Raw genomic sequence first — 17,795 nt, 5'->3', positions numbered from 1 at the left:
TTTAAAGCATTTTTAATTTTTCAACATAAGCCTGATTAATTTCTAGCATCAAATCAAAATTAGCTCTTTTTCTTCTTTTGCTAACGGCAGCTTGGTTAATTTTTAATATTTCACCCATTTCTTCTTGCGAAAGTTTTGGATTATTAATTGCTAAAAGCACATATTCGGCTTGTTGAGCCAACCAATTATCCATAAAAGAAAGCCCCAATCGAATTAATAAATTCATATCTTTATTAAATTGGTTATCAGCTGATTGCACCACTAAATTAATCTTATTTTTTTTCATTACATCAAAAGCTTCGCCCGAATATACAAAAGCACTACCATTACTTTCAGAAATGCGTTTCGCTGTAGAGGTTTTCTCCCCAATTCCAATACTCATTCTTGCATCTAAAGAAATAGTTCTTAAAAAAGCTTTTATTTGAAACGCTATAAGCAAAGCTTCTTCGCAATCTTTGATTTCTATTTGAAATTCATCACCTCTATAAATTTCCCAATCCGTGGGTTTTTTTCCAAATTGTAGAAAAAGTTCTTTTAATTCTGCTAACCAATTTTTTGATTTTGCTTTACGCGAACCTTTTATATCACCAGTTAAAATACAAATCATCGTATTTATTTTTTAGTTATGAATTTCAAATATAACAAAACAATTATTATATTCCTAAAATATGGAATAAAACTAATTATTCCCATTTTATGGAATACAAGGTATTATTCCATAATATCGGAATTAAAGTTTATTTCGATAATAGAGAATAGACTTTTTTTTCATTCAAAATCTTATTATCTTAGCCACTTTAAAAGACAAAAGTTGAAATCAAGTATCAAAATTATCGAATGTCCACGCGATGCTATGCAAGGCATTAAACCTTTTATTCCTACAGAAAAAAAGGTGAAATATATCCAATCGTTATTGCGTGTAGGTTTTGATACGATCGATTTTGGAAGTTTCGTTTCGCCCAAAGCCATTCCTCAAATGCAGGATACGGTTGAAGTTTTGGCCCAATTAGATTTGTCGCAAACCACTAGTAAATTATTAGCGATTATTGCCAATACAAAAGGTGCTGAAAATGCTTCGGTTCATAAAGAAATTCAATATTTAGGTTTTCCATTTTCTATTTCGGAGAACTTTCAAATGCGAAATACTCATAAAACAATTGCCGAAAGTCTAGTGACTTTACAAGAAATTCTAGAAATCGCCGATAAAACAAATAAAGAGGTTGTTACGTACATTTCAATGGGTTTTGGTAATCCATATGGTGATGCTTGGAATGTGGAAATTGTAGGCGAGTGGACGGAGAAATTAGCGAATATGGGTGTAAAAATCCTATCGCTTTCGGATACCGTCGGCAGTTCTACACCAGAAGTCATAGATCATTTGTTTTCAAATCTGATTCCAAAATACTCAAACATTGAATTTGGAGCCCATTTGCACACCACGCCAGACAAATGGTTTGAAAAAATTGATGCCGCTTACAATGCGGGTTGCCGTCGTTATGATGGTGCAATTCAAGGTTTTGGTGGTTGTCCAATGGCGAAAGACGATTTAACAGGCAATATGCCAACTGAGAAATTATTGTCCTATTTTACCACTAAAAAGGAAAATACCAATACAAGTCCTATGAGTTTTGAAAGTGCTTATAACGAAGCAACTAAGTTATTTAGTGAGTTTCATTAGGAGCTATTTCCAGCTATCCATTACAAGATTTTAGAAACAATTCTTTTTTTGCAAGCACTAAAAAGTCCCGAAACTTCGGGATTTTTAGCACAACAAAAAATAGAATTCTTTCCTAAAATGCTTTTCATTACTATCTGGGCTAAAAAACAACTAATACTTCCTTAAAAACACTATTGAATTTTGATTATTTAAAGTTAAAAATTTTCAAAACATCTTTAATTTTCTTAGGATTTCCACTTCTTGCTTGTTTACCAATTAGGGTTAAATAAATATAAATTGCTAGCGAGAAGAAAAAAACCGTGATTTGTTTACCTATAATATTGCTAATAATTAAATCTACAAAATTATCTTCCGCATAATAATTCAAAGAATAAAAGACAACGGAATCAAATAAACAAACAACGGATACGGGTATGAAAATTTTAAAAAATAGATATTTCGTCTTAAATTTATAATTCATTACTTCGTATAAAATTATCAAAATAATAGAATCTAAATATAAAAGTAAAGTTCCAACTAAGAAGATGTTAACATCATAATTAAAAACGTTCTTTATAAATTCAATATTTTTCGACTGATTGTCTATGTATATTTGCTGCAATGATATATAAGATAATAGTGTAACGGCCACGTTAGCGAATAATAGACCATAAATCATACTCCTTACTTTTTTGATGCTTTCTGTATGGAAAACTAAAAGAATGCAAAATAAAGTTGAAGTAAATAAAACAATTGCACCAGGTGAAAAAATAAATTTATCGAAATAAATGTTATAGACGTTACTTGTTAAAATGATTAGAAAAAATTGAAGCGAACCCATTAAAATAAAGAGTGGACCTAAACCAAAGTTTCTAATGGCGCTGTGAAAAATAATCACCATAAAGGCCATTAGGAAGGTTTCTAATAAAAGGTATAATAATGCGTCCAATTTTTTCGATGATATTATTTTGCTGTAAATTTATACTTTTTCATAGAGTATTAAAGTTTTTTTTAAAAACAAAACAAGTACGTATTTTTTTCAAATGTTTATTTAAAACTATTCTAAATAAAACTTGTATAATTTAAAATCTCGTATTATTTTTGTTTTTTAATTTTTATATAATCTAAATAACAATAATATGCGTTTAAACAAGATTACATTTGCATTGCTATTTGCTACTTTATTTACTGCTGTTTCATGCTCTGATAATGATGACAATCAATCAAATTCAGTGGAAACTCCTGCAACTTATACATTTTTAAGAAACGGAATCACTTCAGTCGATTATGGAGGTCAATCAAGTAGATTACTTATGCTGGAGGAAATGGGAAATTATATTAAAAATCAAGCCGCTTTAGGTTTAGTAGTAGAAGAAACTACTTTAACGGCTATGTATAGCAATACAAATAATCCTTTTTCTACAACAGAATTGAATACTTCTGGTAAACAATTGAATAATAAGGTTGCTGCATCTAGAGATTACTTTGTTAATTTAGGTGGAGGCGGTTCTACTACAGAGCAAACTAATGTAAGAAATTATTTTGCTAGTCAATTTGGTATTTTAGCAGCTGCAAGCGATGGAAATAATGCTTCAGAAAATGTTGCAGGTTCATATGTAGACGGATCTTCTACGCGTTTATTTGGTGCAAACGGTTTAGAACCACAACAAATCTTACTAAAAGGAATGATGGGAGCTGTTTTTATGGATCAAATTTTAAATCATTATTTAAGTACTGCTGTTTTAGATGAGAATGGTAATAGATTAGAAAATACTAATAAGGTATTAGAAAGTGGTAAAAACTATACTACAATGGAACATAATTGGGACGAGGCATACGGTTATGTTTATGGTGCTGGTGGTTTAAAATACTGGGATACTTATATAAATCAAGTAAATGAAGATTCAGATTTTAATACTATTAAAGAAGCTATTGAAGTAGCATTTAAGAGAGGAAGAGCGGCAATCGTTGCTAATAATTATGAAGTACGTGATGCTCAAATTGCTATAATTAAAAGTAAAATGGCAATGATACCAGCTGTTAGAGCAGTCTATTATTTAAAAAGTGGTAAAGAAAAATTAGTTACAGATAATGGAGCTAAAGGTTTTCATGCAATTTCTGAAGCTTACGGTTTTATAATGGCAATTCGTTACACGCAAAATCCAGTAACTAATCAACCATATATGTCTAAAGAAGAGGTTGATGCACTTTTAGAAGAATTAACTGCCGGAACTAATGGTTTGTGGGATATTGATTACTTAAATGTGCATTTAGATAGCATTGCTTCTGAAATTGCAGCACGTTTTGGTTTCACAGTAGCACAAGCGCAAACGGTTAACTAGGAAAGTTTAAAAATAAGTAGTTTGTATCAAATCACTTACTTATTTTCTTAATTTTGTAAAAAAAAATAAACAATGAGAAAGATTCTTTTTTTAACAGCTATTTTAGGTGTTTTTGCATCTTGTAGTAGTGACAATGAATCTCCCACTTCGGGTGATAATTTTGATAGAGTAGCTCTCTTAACAAATTGGGCTGACAATATAATTATACCACGATTTGAGGATTATCAAACCAAAATAGTTTTATTGAACAATGATGTAGCTACTTTTAATGCATCCCCAAATCAAGATAATTTAGATAACTTGCGAGTATCATGGTTGAATGCTTACAAATCATATCAATATGTCAATGTGTTTAATATTGGTAAAGCAGATGAAATTAATTTCACAAATTGCACTAATATTTATCCGGTAAACACCGCAGGAATTGAAGCAAATGTAATGTCAGGAACATATAATTTAGAATTGTTATCGCAGTTTGACAAACAAGGTCTTTCTGCTTTAGATTATATGTTGAATGGTTTAGCATCTCCTGATACAGAAATATTAGATTTTTATACAACAGATGCAAAAGCTCTAAATTATAAAAAGTATTTATTAGACTTATCAGCTAAATTGAAAACAAATGCTGATGCTATTGTTAACGATTGGAATGGAGCGTACAAAGCAACTTTTATTGCAAGTAGTGGAAATTCGGTAAGCAGTTCGTTAAATAAAATGGTAAATAATTTCGTAAAAAACTTTGAAAAAGATATTAGAGCAGGTAAAATTGGAATTCCAGCAGGCATTTATTCAAACGCTACGAAGTTTCCTGAAAAAGTAGAAGCCTATTATAAAAATGATATTTCTAAAGTTCTTTTAAACGAATCTGTAAAAGGTGCTCAAGATTTTTTCAACGGAAAACACTTTAATAGTGCTACTGAAGGTGAAAGTCTAAAATCATATTTAAACTTTTTAAATACGGTTAGAAATGGTCAAAATTTAAGCACTATTATAAATAATCAGTTTGCAATAATTAATAACACCAATGCAACTCTTAGCGATAGTTTTTCATCTCAAGTGAACACAAACAACGCTAAAATGATTTTAAGTTTTGATGAATTACAAAAAAACGTAGTGTATTTTAAGTTAGATATGATGCAAGCTTTAAATATTACTGTGGATTATGTAGATGCTGATGGCGACTAGTAATGATAAAAGAAAAAATAAACACCTATTTAAATAGGAAGGTATCTGCTTCAACGCTAGCTTTTTTTAGGCTAGCGTTTGGTTTAATGATGCTTTTCAGTATCATTCGATTTGTAAGTTATGGTTGGGTAAATAAATTTTATATTCAACCTCAATTTCATTTTACATATTATGGTTTTGAATGGGTACAACCATTTGGAGATTTAACCTATTTATTATTCATTATTTGTGGTTTGGCCGCTTTTATGGTGGCAATTGGCTACAAATATAAAATAGCGATAATTACGTTTTTTCTGACTTTTACTTATATTGAGTTAATGGACAAAACAACTTATTTAAATCATTATTATTTTATTTCAGTTGTCAGTTTTATACTTATCTTTTTACCTGCAAACGCAAATTTTTCAGTAGATGCTTATCGAAACGTTAAAGTTAGATCTTTAGTTATACCTAAATATAGTGTAGATGTTTTGAAATTGATGTTAGCTATTGTGTATTTCTATGCGGGTTTAGCTAAATTAAATTCAGATTGGTTATTAGATGCAATGCCGCTTAAAATTTGGTTACCCAATCAATCTAATATTCCATTAATTGGAAATTTATTACATCAAACTTGGGTACAATATAGTTTTTCTTGGGCTGGTGCATTTTACGATTTAGCAATTCCATTTTTATTATTCAATAAGAAAACGCGGAACTTTGCTTTTATCTTAGTAGTTGTTTTTCATATCATGACAAAGGTCTTATTTCCTATTGGCGTTTTTCCTTATGTTATGATTATCAGTTCGTTAATTTTTTTCGACTCATCTTTTCATAATAAAGTTTTAAATTTTATAGGAAAATTATTTAAATTAAATACAACTATTTTTAGTGTTTCGGGAATTAATGCTTATTCCATTTCAAAAAGAATTAATACCTTAAAAATTAGTTTTTTAGCCTTATTTATGGTCTTCCAGTTAGCCTTCCCCTTTCGATATATGTTATATCCTGGAGAGTTATTCTGGACAGAAGAAGGTTTTCGATTTTCGTGGCGTGTTATGTTAATGGAAAAAGCAGGCTACGCTCAATTTTACGTTACTGATTCAAAAACAAATGAAAAAATATTTGTACGTAATACACATTTTTTAACCGCTTTTCAGGAAAAACAAATGGCTTTTCAACCTGATTTCATTTTGCAATACGCTCATTTTTTGCACGATTATTATGAAAAAGTTGGTTACAATGACCCAAAAGTTACAGTCGATAGTTATGTAGCATTAAATGGACGACTAAGTAAACGATATATTGACCCCAAAGTAGATTTAGCAAAAGAATATGAATCATTCCAACATAAAACTTGGATTTTACCATTTAACGATGAAATTAAAGGATTTTAAATTTTTAATAGTACTTTTAATTAGTGCATTAAGTTTTTCTCAAACAAGTATAAAAGGTGTTGTGACAAGTGATTTTGATGAGCCGCTAGCAAATGTTGAGGTTTACAATAAAACTACAAGTAAGCAAATTAATACGAATGCAAAAGGAGAGTTCTTTTTTCCTAATGCAATAAATGGGAAGAATGAACTTGTTTTTTTCTTATACGGTTATTCAATTGTAGAAAAAAATGTTGAAGCAACGTTAGCAAATACTACGATTAATATTAAATTGCAAAGTTTAGCAACCAATTTATCTGAAGTGGTTGTAATCCAACAAAAGCAGAAGGTTTTTGCACTCAACAAATTAAAAGATGTTGAAGAAACTGCAATTTATGCAGGTAAAAAAACAGAAGTGATTTCAGTTGAAAACTTAACTGCTAATAAGGCAACAAACAATGCACGTCAAATTTATGGACAAGTAGTTGGTCTAACGATTAATGAAAGTAATGATGGCGGTTTGCAATTATCAATCGGTGGAAGAGGATTAAACCCAAATAGAACGTCCAACTTTAATACGCGTCAAAATAATTATGATATTAGTGCCGATGTTTTGGGCTATCCCGAAAGTTATTACGCAACGCCTACAGAAGCTTTAGAATCTATCCAAATTATTAGAGGTGCCGCTTCACTGCAATATGGAACGCAATTTGGTGGTTTAGTAAATTTTAATATTAAAAAGCCAACAACTAAACCAATTGAAATTTTATCTCGAACAACTTTAGGTTCAAATAATTTATTCACAAATTTTACTAGTTTAAGCGGAACTAATAAAAAATTCAGCTACTACAGTTTTTATAATTACAAGCAAGGTGACGGGTTTAGACCAAATTCTGAATTTGATTCTAAAACATTTTTCGTTAATTTAAATTATCAATTTACAGAAAATACTTCTTTGCATTTTGATTACACTCATTTTGACTATTTGGCTCATCAACCTGGCGGCTTAACAGATGTAATGTTTTCTCAAGATCCTACGCAAAGTAACAGAAGTAGAAATTGGTTTAAAGTGGATTGGAATTTGTTTGCATTGCGATTGAAACATCATTTTGAACATAATGCTGATTTTTCGTTACAATTATTTGGACTAGATGCTAGTAGAAAAGCAATAGGATACCGATCAAACCGTGTTTCAAATTCAGATACTCCAGGAACTGTTCGTGATTTAATTTTGGGGGATTTTGTGAATTGGGGAGCAGAAGCACGTTATTTAAAACGATACGATTTCTTCGGAAATAACAATGCATTTTTAATAGGTATGAAGTATTATCAAGCAAAAAATTCTGGAATTCAAGGTCCAGGAAGTTCTGGAGATGGTGCCGATTTCAATATTGCGAATACAGAATTCCCAACGTATGCCAACCAATCTGAATACACATTTCCAAATATAAATGTTTCTGTTTTTGGTGAAAATATTTTTAGAGTTTCATCCTCTTTTTCAATTACACCTGGTTTTAGATACGAAACCATTAAAACCCAAGCGGATGGATATTTTAGAGAAATTAGAACAGATTTAGCCGGAAACATTATTTATGACGAAATAGAGAATGAAAATAATATCAAAGAAAGAAATTTCTTATTATTGGGAATTGGATTAAGTTATAAAATGAATAACGGTGCTGAAGTTTATGGTAATGTTTCTCAGAATTATCGATCGGTTACATTTAGTGATATTCGTACGGTTAATGCGAGCTCGGCAATTAGTGAAAGCATTACTGATGAAAAAGGATACACTTCCGATATTGGTATTCGAGGGAAAATTAGAAATATAATTTCGTATGATGCAAGTGTTTATGGTTTGTATTACAATGACAAAATCGGAGAATATTTAACTCAAGTCGCAAATGCAGCTAGTTTAGTGCGTTTCAGAGATAACATAGGAACAGCATTTACTTACGGTTTTGAATCATTAATCGATTGGAATGTGGGAAATACCTTTTTTCAAAATAACGAAAACTTTATTTGGAATTTATTTTCGAATGTAGCGATCACGGATTCTAAATATTTAAAATCAGATGTTGCAAATGTTGAAGGAAATAAAGTAGAATTTGTGCCTAATTATAATATAAAATTAGGAACGGGTATTGGTTATAAAAACTTCTTAACAAGTGTACAATTTAGCTACGCTTCGTCTCAGTTTACAAATGCAGAAAACAATAAAACGGACGTAAACGATAATACATATGGTATTTTTGGAGAAATTCCTTCCTATAATGTAGTTGATTTTTCAGCGTCATACAAATGGAAAAACTTTAAATTAGAAGCAGGTATAAATAACGTTTTGAATAATTGGTATTTTACGAGAAGAGCAACTGGTTATCCTGGTCCTGGAATAATTCCTTCGGAACCAAGGGTATTTTACACAACTTTAGAAATTAAATTTTAATTAATCTTTAATTTTATTTGGATTTAATATAAATAACGATAAATTTGTAAAACAAATTAGTCAAATTTATATTGTATGAAAAAATCAGGAATATTAAAGTTATTTATTGGTGTTTTAGCAACAACTACTATTGTGTTTTCGTGTCAAAGTGACGATTCTAGCGGTGGTCCTTCTGAAAAAAGAGAAGTTATAGAAAATTATGCGGAAGTAGTTTATCAGAATTACTTAAAGGCGTATAATGATGCTGTTCAACTTAATACAGCGATTAGTAGTTTCAATACTAATCCTACTGAGTCTTCTTTTACTAGTGTAAAACAAAGTTGGAAAGAAGCTAGAGAAAGTTATGGAACAACAGAAGCTTTTAGGTTTATTGACGGTCCTATTGACGATGCAAATGGTCCAGAAGCATTTTTAAACGCTTGGCCTTTAGATGAAAATTTTATAGACTATGTCGATGGTGCTACGAACTCTGGAATTATAAATAATACAACAGATTATCCTACTTTATCTAAAACTTTATTAGAGAGTTTGAATGAGGACGGAGGTGAAAAAAATATTAGTATCGGTTATCACGCAATAGAATTTTTACTTTGGGGACAAGACTTAACTGCTCCTTCGGCTAATTTAGCAGGACAAAGACCATATACAGATTTCGTCGATGGCGGAACAGCTGCCAATCAAGATAGAAGAAGACAATATCTATCTATTTGTGGTGACTTATTAACGGATCATTTAGATTATTTAGTACAGCAATGGAAACCAAACGGTCAATATAGAAATTACTTTTTAGCACTGAATGAGGATGAGGCTATCAAGAAGATTTTTACCGGTGCTATTGTTTTAGTTTATTCTGAATTAGCTGTAGAGCGTGTTGAGGTAGCTTTGTACAATCAAGATCAAGAAGATGAACATTCTTGTTTTAGTGACAATACGCATAGAGATGTTCGTCTTAATTTGCAAGGTGTAGTGAACGTATACAAAGGAAGTTACAGTACTTTTTCAGGAAAATCGTTAGAATATTTAGTAAGAAAAATGAACCCTACAGTTGCAGCTGATATTGAAGCTGCACTTAATGATGCCGTTTCAAAAACCAATGCAACTATGATTCCTTTTGACATAGCAATTCAAGACGGACCAACATCTGTTGAAGGTGCAAAAGTAAAAGTTGCTGCTACGGCAATGCAATTGGCGGGATCTAATTTAATTGCAGGGGCAAGTGTTTTAGGAATTACAATACAATAAGATGAAATTCATTTTAAAATATAATTTATTATTTCTAATCCTATTTAGTCTTTGCACAAGTTGTGCTTCTGATGATGGCGAATCATATGAAAATATTCCAGAAGAAAATGAACAATATTCTGGAGGATTAAATGGAACAGTATTTAATACTTCCGTCGAATCTTTTGGCTTTTTTTCATCTGGATTAACAGCAAGTCAGCAAACAGATTTTGGTATTGGTAATTCATTTTTTAGACAAAGTTGGATTACTTCTCCTGCAACCGCAACAGCAAGAGATGGTTTAGGGCCTTTTTTCAACGCAATTTCTTGTGCTAGTTGTCATTTTAAAGATGGAAGAGGCAGACCGCCAATTTTTGATGGTGAGCTAGGAACAGGATTATTATTACGTCTCAGTTTATTAGAAAATGACCCACATGGTGGTAATTTGCCTGATCCGATCTATGGAAATCAATTAAAGGATGTTGCAATTTCAGGACAAGTTGTACCCGGAGCTTATTCAATAACGTACGAAAATTATACTGAAACGTATGCGGATGGAACGCAAGTAACACTGCGAAAACCGATTTATACCATTAAAAATTTAGGTTACGGTCCGCTCGCTAGTGCCGTGCAAGTTTCGCCAAGAATTGCTAACCAAATGGTAGGAATGGGATTGTTAGAAGCAATTCCTGAAGCTACTATTTTAGGTTTTCAAGATATTTCAGATGCCAATGGCGATGGGATTTCAGGAAAGGCAAATTATGTTTATGATGTAAGTTCTCAAAGTACAAAAATGGGAAGATTTGGATGGAAAGCAAATCAACCAACTGTAAAACAGCAAGTTGCTAGTGCTTTTTCTGGCGACATCGGCATAACTTCTTCAATTTTTCCAAATGAAAATTTGCCTGTGGGTTTTGACGGTTCAACTATTCCAAATGGTGGCAATCCAGAGATTACAGATGAAACTTTAAATAAAGTCATATTATATTCTAGCTCATTAGCGGTTCCTGCTAGAAGAAATGTTGCCGCACCAAACATAGTAGCTGGGAAGAAAATATTTGAAGAAATAGCGTGCAACAAATGCCACATTCAAAAAATTACTACTAGTAATACTTATTATATTGAAGCTTTTAGAAATCAAGTAATTAGACCTTATACCGATTTACTTTTGCACGATATGGGAACTAAGTTAGCGGACAATGCACCTGATTATTTAGCAAGCGGAACTGAATGGCGAACTCCGCCTTTATGGGGAATTGGATTAATTTCAACGGTAAATGGCCATTCATTTTTATTACATGATGGAAGAGCACGATCGATCGAAGAAGCTATTTTATGGCATGGTGGGGAAGCCGAAGTTGCTAAAAATAATTTTAAAAACTTAATACTATCAGATCGTAATAAAGTACTTGAATTTCTGAATTCTCTTTAACAAGATATAGTTAAAGCCTAGAAGTTTTAAAATTTCTAGGCTTTTTTATTTTTTTAATTAAATTATTTATTAAAAAAAGCTTATATCTAACTCCTAACTTCTATTTTTTAAGTAACTTTGCTTGCAATTTAACAACTACAACAAAATTGCACATGAAAGCACACGCATCTAAAATCGTTGGCGAAGGACTTACATACGACGATGTTTTACTTATCCCGAATTATTCAGATATTTTACCGAGAGACGTTAGCATCAAATCTAAATTTTCAAGAAATATTACATTAAACGTTCCGATTGCTTCGGCTGCTATGGATACTGTTACTGAAAGTTCTATGGCTATTGCTATGGCACAAGAAGGTGGTATTGGAGTTTTGCATAAAAACATGACTATTGAGCAACAAGCTGCGAAAGTGAGAAGAGTAAAACGTGCTGAAAGCGGTATGATTATCGATCCAGTAACTTTGCCATTAACTGCAACTGTTGGTGATGCAAAAGCTGCAATGAAAGAATTTAGTATTGGTGGAATTCCAGTAGTAGATGAAAACGGAATCTTAAAAGGAATCGTTACAAATCGTGATTTGCGTTTCGAAAAAATAAATTCCCGTTCTATTTTAGAAGTTATGACTACTAAAAATTTAGTAACGGCTGCACAAGGAACTACTTTGCAAGAAGCAGAAGGGATTTTGCAAGAAAATAAAATTGAAAAATTACCAGTGGTTGATGCCAATTATAAATTAGTAGGCTTAATTACTTTCAGAGATATTACAAAATTAACTCAAAAACCGCAAGCGAATAAAGACCGATTTGGACGTTTACGCGTTGCTGCTGCTTTAGGCGTTACGGCTGATGCTGTTGAAAGAGCTACCGCTTTAGTAAATGCAGGAGTTGATGCTGTAATTATCGATACAGCTCACGGACATACAAAAGGTGTGGTTGATGTTTTAAAAGCAGTAAAAGCTAAATTTCCAGATTTAGATGTAGTTGTTGGAAATATCGCAACACCAGAAGCTGCATTGTATTTAGCAGAAAATGGTGCTGATGCTGTAAAAGTAGGAATTGGACCTGGTTCAATTTGTACAACTAGAGTAGTAGCAGGTGTTGGATTTCCTCAGTTTTCTGCTGTTTTGGAAGTGGCTGCCGCTTTAAAAGGAACAGGTGTTCCCGTCATTGCAGATGGTGGAATTCGTTATACAGGCGATATTCCAAAAGCAATTGCAGCTGGAGCAGATTGTGTAATGTTAGGTTCATTATTAGCAGGAACAAAAGAATCACCAGGCGAAACTATTATTTTTGAAGGAAGAAAATTCAAATCATATAGAGGAATGGGTTCAATTGAAGCGATGGAAGATGGTTCTAAAGACCGTTATTTCCAAGATGTTGAAGACGATGTCAAGAAATTAGTACCAGAAGGAATTGTTGGTCGTGTACCCTATAAAGGAGAATTAAATGAAAGTATGCAACAATTCATCGGAGGCTTAAGAGCTGGAATGGGTTATTGCGGATCAAAAGATATTGAAACCTTACAAGAAACAGGACGTTTCATTAGAATTACTGCAAGTGGAATTGGCGAAAGTCATCCCCATAATGTGACAATAACTAAAGAAGCTCCCAATTATTCAAGATAGATAAGGAATAGTATAAATAGTAAAAACCTGACAGATTTAATTAGCTGTCAGGTTTTTTTATGCTTTCAAAAAGGCTTTAATCTTTTTTTTGTTTCCAGCTAACCACAGAATATCATCAGGTTGTAAAATTAAATTAGATTCAGGATTTAATATTCTTTTTCCATCCCGCTCTAAACCAACAATAATACTGTGTGTTTTTTCTCTGATCAACGATTCTTTGATACTTTTTCCAATGCAGATCCTATCTTTTAATTCTAACTGTTGCAAGATAATATCTTCTTTTTCTTCGTCTTCAGGATCTTCTCGTTCGTTTTTATCTAAATAATTTTCGAATAATTGAACTTGTTCATCTGTTCCAATGATACTAATTTCGTCTCCAGGAAATAAACGTTCATTACTTTTCGGAATATTTATAGTAACTTCTCCTCGTCTTATTGAAGCAATATTAATTCCAAAGTCTTCTCTAATTCTTAATTCATCTAATGTTTTTCCTGCTAAGTTAGATTCTTTGGCAATAATAAAATTTGCCATATGCCCGTCCCAAGGCGAAAGTACAATTTGTCTTTTATTAGGTTTTTGACTATTTTCTCGATCGTTATAATTGCGAATAAACTGTCTTTCAATTTTGTTATAAAACGCATGGAGTCTTTTTGGAAATAAAACATAGGAAATAAGCGCAATTACTAAAGCTACAAAAGCAACAATCGGAGAGAAAAATACATTCAATATAAATCCGAAATAGAATAAACTAAGTGCTATTCTGCTGAATATTAATACTATAATAGGTCCTTGATATTTTCTAACTTGCATTAATTCATGTACTTGTTCCACCGCGACTCTTCGTAAAGATAGAGCCCATAGAAAGGGAGATAAAATCACTACTGTAATCATAGCTGCTATAGCGTTTCCAAATCTAGAATCTTCTACTATGGGTAATAAATATTTTGATGAAAGTATAATGATTGATACAATAATGATCGAGTGAATTATTACTTGTGTTAAATAAGCTTTTAATACGATTTGCCAGGTGCTTACTGACTTTATAGCTTCAGTGTTAGAACTATATCTTGCAATTCTCTTAACCCATCTTCTGGGTAATTTTTTCTCTAAATAATTGGAAAAAGGAGTTGAAAGTTTTATCATAAATGGCGTAGTAAATGTTGTAATTGCAGAAACCGCCACAACAATTGGGTACAAGAAATCACTCGTTACTTTCAATGTCATTCCTAATGTGGCGATGATGAATGAAAACTCTCCAATTTGTGATAAACTCATTCCGGTTTGTATAGATTGTTTCAACGGTTGGCCCGAGAGTAATGTACCAATGGTAGCACTTAGAGACTGACCTATAATTACCACCAAAGTTAAAATCGCTACCGGAATGCCATATTTCACTAACATTTCAGGATCAATCAACATTCCTACAGATACAAAGAAAACTGCTCCAAATAAATCTTTTACAGGTTTTACTAAATGTTCAATGTGTTCTGCTTGTGTAGTTTCGGCAATAATTGAACCCATAATAAACGCACCAAGAGCTGGCGAGAATCCTACATTTGCAGCAAATAATACCATTAACAAGCAAAGTGCTAAAGACACAATCAAGAGCATTTCGTCAGTTAATAAGTGTTTTGCTTTTTTAAGTAAAGTGGGAATGAAAAAGATTCCTGCTACAAACCATATTATTAAAAAGAATGCTAATTTTAAAACGGATTGCAATAATTCGGTACCAGAAAACTGTTGACTAACGGCAATTGTAGACAGTAAAACCATCATTAAAATAGCTAAAATATCTTGTACAATTAAAGCACCAATTACATTTCCAGCAAATTTTTTGGTTTTCACACCTAATTCATCGAATGTTTTCAAGATAATGGTGGTAGAAGATACCGATATAATTACTCCTAAAAATAACGAATTCATTTTCCCCCAATCCATTAATTGACCTACATAATAACCTAGTGCCACCATACAAATCATTTGGGTGAGGGCTGTTATGGAGGCAGTTCCCCCAACTTTCATTAGCTTTTTAAAACTAAATTCAAGTCCTAAACTAAATAATAAGAAGATTACACCAATTTCTGCCCAAACATTTACACTATTTACGTCTTTAACGGTTGGGAAAAATTCAGATTGACTACCAGCTAAAAATCCAGCTACTAAATAACCTAAAACCAATGGCTGTTTTAACCAGCGGAATAATAGAACAGCAATAGCTGCCGTGACTAGGATTAATCCCAAATCACTAATTAGTGCAGGAACGTGAAGTGTAGATGCAGCAAGGTACATTGGCGTTTATTTGATTTTTTACTAAAATAGTAAAAATGATTTATTAATCAAAGTTTGTGAAAAATAAAATCTCGTTAAAATTGCTTCTAACGAGATTTTTTACTAATATTTATGAAATTGTAGTATTAAATTCCTAAATAATTGCTTGGAGTAATGTGCATTAATTCGGCTCTAACTTCTTCTGAAATTTTTAAATTTTCGATGAAATTATGAATTGCCTCTTTGTTGATTACTGTGTTTGTTCTTGTTAAATCTTTCAACGCTTCGTATGGATTTGGATAGGCTTCACGACGCAAAATAGTCTGAATTGCTTCCGCAACAACCGCCCAATTTTTCTCTAAATCTTCAGCAAATTTATCTTCGTTTAAAAGTAATTTATTCAATCCTTTTAAGGTTGCTTCGAATGCAATAATTGTATGACCAATTGGCACACCAATATTGCGTAAAACCGTACTATCTGTTAAATCGCGTTGCAATCTTGAAAGTGGTAATTTAGCCGAAAGATGTTCAAAAATAGCGTTTGCAATACCTAAATTTCCTTCTGAATTTTCAAAATCAATCGGGTTTACTTTATGTGGCATTGCCGATGAACCAATTTCACCCGCTTTGATTTTTTGTTTGAAATATTCCATCGAAACATAGGTCCAAATATCTCTGTCTAAATCAATTATAATTGTATTGATACGTTTTAAAGCATCAAAGAACGCTGCGAAATGATCGTAATGTTCTATTTGGGTTGTAGGAAATGAATGGTGTAATCCCAAACTGTTTTCAACAAAATTAGATCCAAATTTCTTCCAATCTGTGTTTGGATACGCTACTTTGTGTGCGTTATAATTTCCAGTTGCTCCACCAAATTTAGCTGCAAAAGGAACATTGAATAACAAACGCATTTGCTCTTCTAAACGCTCTACAAAAACCAAAATTTCTTTTCCTAAACGAGTAGGAGAGGCCGGCTGACCGTGAGTTCTTGCTAATAAAGGAATATCTTTCCATTCCATAGCCAATTCTTTTAATTTCGCGATTACGCTAATTAAACTAGGTAAATATACGTTTTCAAATGCCTCTTTTGTAGAAAGTGGAATCGCCGTATTATTAATATCTTGAGAAGTTAATCCGAAGTGAATAAATTCTTTAAATTCATCCAATCCCAAACTTTCAAATTTTGTTTTGATGAAATATTCAACCGCTTTCACATCGTGGTTCGTTGTTTTCTCCGTTTCTTTGATCCAAAGTGCATCTTCGGTTGAGAAGTTTTTATAAATAGTTCTCAAAGATTCATAAACCGATTTGTCGATTTTTGCTAATTGCGGCAAATCAGCTTCGCGCAAAGCTATGAAATATTCAATTTCAACTAAAACGCGATACTTTATTAAAGCTTCTTCCGAAAAATAAGGAGCTAGGGAACTGGTTTTGCTTCTATAACGACCATCAATTGGCGATATAGCATTTAATTCTGTTAATTGCATTGTTGTTGTGTGTTGTTTAAAGAAGTGCAAATTTACTAATTACTTAGGAGTTTTTTACGCTAATTTTAATAATTCTTCTTGTACGATTTTCATCCCTTCAACTGCTGTTAAAGGCAAGATTTTTAATTCATTCGGCAAATCATAAATAGTTGCAGGTTTTGGATCAACATAATAAACTAAGACATTTTTATCTACATAATTCATCAATCCTGCAGCCGGATAAACTTGCAATGAAGTTCCAATAATAATTAAAATATCAGCAGTTTCTACTATTTCAATTGCTTTTTCAATCATCGGTACCTCTTCACCGAACCAAACAATATGGGGACGTAATTGATTGTCTTCCAAATCGAAATCACCTACATTCAAATCATTTTCCCATTCTACAATATAATCTTTATTTGTGGTGCTTCTCACTTTTGTAAGTTCACCGTGTAAATGCGTAACCATCGTGCTTCCTGCTCTTTCGTGCAAATTATCTACGTTTTGCGTTATTATATGTACATCGAAATCTGCTTCTAATTCGGCTAATATTTTGTGTGCTTCATTTGGTTTTACAGTTGATAGTTGAGCTCTTCTTTTGTTATAAAAGTCTAAAACTAATGGAATGTTTTTGTTCCATCCCGCTGGTGATGCTACTTCCATAACATCGTGCCCTTCCCATAATCCGCCTGCATCACGAAAGGTTTTAATTCCGCTTTCGGCACTAATTCCAGCTCCAGTAAAAACCACTAATTTCTTCATCTTCGTAATTATTAAAAAAAATGCGTCTTAGTA

General features: G+C 32.2%; 13 protein-coding genes. 8 read left to right on the top strand and 5 right to left on the bottom strand.

The window, feature by feature from the left end; genetic code table 11:
- Window position 1: 1 nt before the first annotated feature.
- Entirely contained in the window at window positions 2-607 is a 606-nt protein-coding gene (locus T1L09_RS09105; protein ID WP_322550647.1) for a SatD family protein, read from the bottom strand.
- A gap of 204 nt (window positions 608-811) precedes the next feature.
- Here T1L09_RS09105 and T1L09_RS09100 point away from each other — a divergent pair, with 204 nt between their 5' ends.
- Window positions 812-1,678 carry a hydroxymethylglutaryl-CoA lyase gene (locus T1L09_RS09100; protein WP_322550646.1) on the top strand — a complete coding sequence of 289 codons (867 nt, stop codon included), beginning with the start codon at window positions 812-814 and terminating at the stop codon, window positions 1,676-1,678.
- 184 nt (window positions 1,679-1,862) lie between these two features.
- On the opposite strand, the gene T1L09_RS09095 is transcribed toward T1L09_RS09100, so the two are convergent.
- The gene (locus T1L09_RS09095; RefSeq protein WP_322550645.1) at window positions 1,863-2,606 is read right to left on the bottom strand and encodes a hypothetical protein; all 744 of its coding nucleotides are present in this window, start codon (window positions 2,604-2,606) and stop codon (window positions 1,863-1,865) included.
- A gap of 190 nt (window positions 2,607-2,796) precedes the next feature.
- On the opposite strand from T1L09_RS09095, the gene T1L09_RS09090 reads away from it, so the two are divergent.
- The 7 genes from T1L09_RS09090 to guaB all read left to right on the top strand — a co-directional run bounded on the left by T1L09_RS09090 (window position 2,797) and on the right by guaB (window position 13,260).
- Entirely contained in the window at window positions 2,797-3,999 is a 1,203-nt protein-coding gene (locus T1L09_RS09090) for a DUF4856 domain-containing protein (RefSeq protein WP_322550644.1), read from the top strand.
- A gap of 72 nt (window positions 4,000-4,071) precedes the next feature.
- Window positions 4,072-5,184 (top strand): imelysin family protein, encoded by a 1,113-nt coding sequence (locus T1L09_RS09085; RefSeq protein WP_322550643.1) that lies wholly within the window; start codon window positions 4,072-4,074, stop codon window positions 5,182-5,184.
- 5 nt (window positions 5,185-5,189) lie between these two features.
- Window positions 5,190-6,560 carry an HTTM domain-containing protein gene (locus T1L09_RS09080; RefSeq protein ID WP_422718513.1) on the top strand — a complete coding sequence of 457 codons (1,371 nt, stop codon included), beginning with the start codon at window positions 5,190-5,192 and terminating at the stop codon, window positions 6,558-6,560.
- A complete protein-coding gene (locus T1L09_RS09075) occupies window positions 6,541-8,982 on the top strand; it encodes a TonB-dependent receptor (RefSeq protein WP_322550641.1) in 2,442 nt (813 codons plus the stop codon). Before T1L09_RS09080 ends, T1L09_RS09075 begins: the two co-directional genes overlap by 20 nt.
- A 75-nt stretch (window positions 8,983-9,057) precedes the next feature.
- Window positions 9,058-10,224, top strand: a complete 1,167-nt coding sequence (locus T1L09_RS09070; RefSeq protein ID WP_322550640.1) for an imelysin family protein — start codon at window positions 9,058-9,060, stop codon at window positions 10,222-10,224.
- 1 nt (window position 10,225) lies between these two features.
- Window positions 10,226-11,635, top strand: coding sequence for a di-heme oxidoreductase family protein (locus T1L09_RS09065; RefSeq protein ID WP_322550639.1), 1,410 nt, complete (start codon window positions 10,226-10,228; stop codon window positions 11,633-11,635).
- 152 nt (window positions 11,636-11,787) lie between these two features.
- A complete protein-coding gene (gene guaB, locus T1L09_RS09060; RefSeq protein ID WP_322550638.1) occupies window positions 11,788-13,260 on the top strand; it encodes an IMP dehydrogenase in 1,473 nt (490 codons plus the stop codon).
- A 57-nt stretch (window positions 13,261-13,317) separates the two neighbouring features.
- Here the strand turns inward: guaB and T1L09_RS09055 are convergent, their stop codons facing one another.
- The 3 genes from T1L09_RS09055 to T1L09_RS09045 all read right to left on the bottom strand — a co-directional run bounded on the left by T1L09_RS09055 (window position 13,318) and on the right by T1L09_RS09045 (window position 17,762).
- Window positions 13,318-15,549 carry a monovalent cation:proton antiporter family protein gene (locus tag T1L09_RS09055; RefSeq protein WP_322550637.1) on the bottom strand — a complete coding sequence of 744 codons (2,232 nt, stop codon included), beginning with the start codon at window positions 15,547-15,549 and terminating at the stop codon, window positions 13,318-13,320.
- A 125-nt stretch (window positions 15,550-15,674) separates the two neighbouring features.
- Window positions 15,675-17,018: an adenylosuccinate lyase gene (gene purB, locus T1L09_RS09050; RefSeq protein ID WP_322550636.1), complete on the bottom strand. Its 1,344-nt coding sequence runs from the start codon at window positions 17,016-17,018 to the stop codon at window positions 15,675-15,677.
- A gap of 54 nt (window positions 17,019-17,072) precedes the next feature.
- On the bottom strand, window positions 17,073-17,762 hold the full coding sequence (locus T1L09_RS09045) for a Sir2 family NAD-dependent protein deacetylase (RefSeq protein ID WP_322550635.1): 690 nt from the start codon (window positions 17,760-17,762) through the stop codon (window positions 17,073-17,075).
- Between the last annotated feature and the right edge of the window lie 33 nt (window positions 17,763-17,795).

Source organism: Flavobacterium psychraquaticum (assembly GCF_034497725.1).
Classification (GTDB): domain Bacteria; phylum Bacteroidota; class Bacteroidia; order Flavobacteriales; family Flavobacteriaceae; genus Flavobacterium; species Flavobacterium psychraquaticum.
The sequence above is the reverse complement of the archived record's forward strand: the minus strand, read 5'-3'. Positions and strand labels throughout refer to the sequence as shown.

Bases quoted from the DNA above. Each gene is read 5' to 3' on its own strand.
- T1L09_RS09105 (WP_322550647.1), bottom strand. From the start codon at position 607: ATGATTTGTATTTTAACTGGTGATATAAAAGGTTCGCGTAAAGCAAAA.
- T1L09_RS09090 (WP_322550644.1), top strand. From the start codon at position 2,797: ATGCGTTTAAACAAGATTACATTTGCATTGCTATTTGCTACTTTATTT.
- T1L09_RS09085 (WP_322550643.1), top strand. From the start codon at position 4,072: ATGAGAAAGATTCTTTTTTTAACAGCTATTTTAGGTGTTTTTGCATCT.
- T1L09_RS09075 (WP_322550641.1), top strand. From the start codon at position 6,541: ATGAAATTAAAGGATTTTAAATTTTTAATAGTACTTTTAATTAGTGCA.
- T1L09_RS09070 (WP_322550640.1), top strand. From the start codon at position 9,058: ATGAAAAAATCAGGAATATTAAAGTTATTTATTGGTGTTTTAGCAACA.
- T1L09_RS09065 (WP_322550639.1), top strand. From the start codon at position 10,226: ATGAAATTCATTTTAAAATATAATTTATTATTTCTAATCCTATTTAGT.
- guaB (WP_322550638.1), top strand. From the start codon at position 11,788: ATGAAAGCACACGCATCTAAAATCGTTGGCGAAGGACTTACATACGAC.
- T1L09_RS09055 (WP_322550637.1), bottom strand. From the start codon at position 15,549: ATGTACCTTGCTGCATCTACACTTCACGTTCCTGCACTAATTAGTGAT.
- purB (WP_322550636.1), bottom strand. From the start codon at position 17,018: ATGCAATTAACAGAATTAAATGCTATATCGCCAATTGATGGTCGTTAT.
- T1L09_RS09045 (WP_322550635.1), bottom strand. From the start codon at position 17,762: ATGAAGAAATTAGTGGTTTTTACTGGAGCTGGAATTAGTGCCGAAAGC.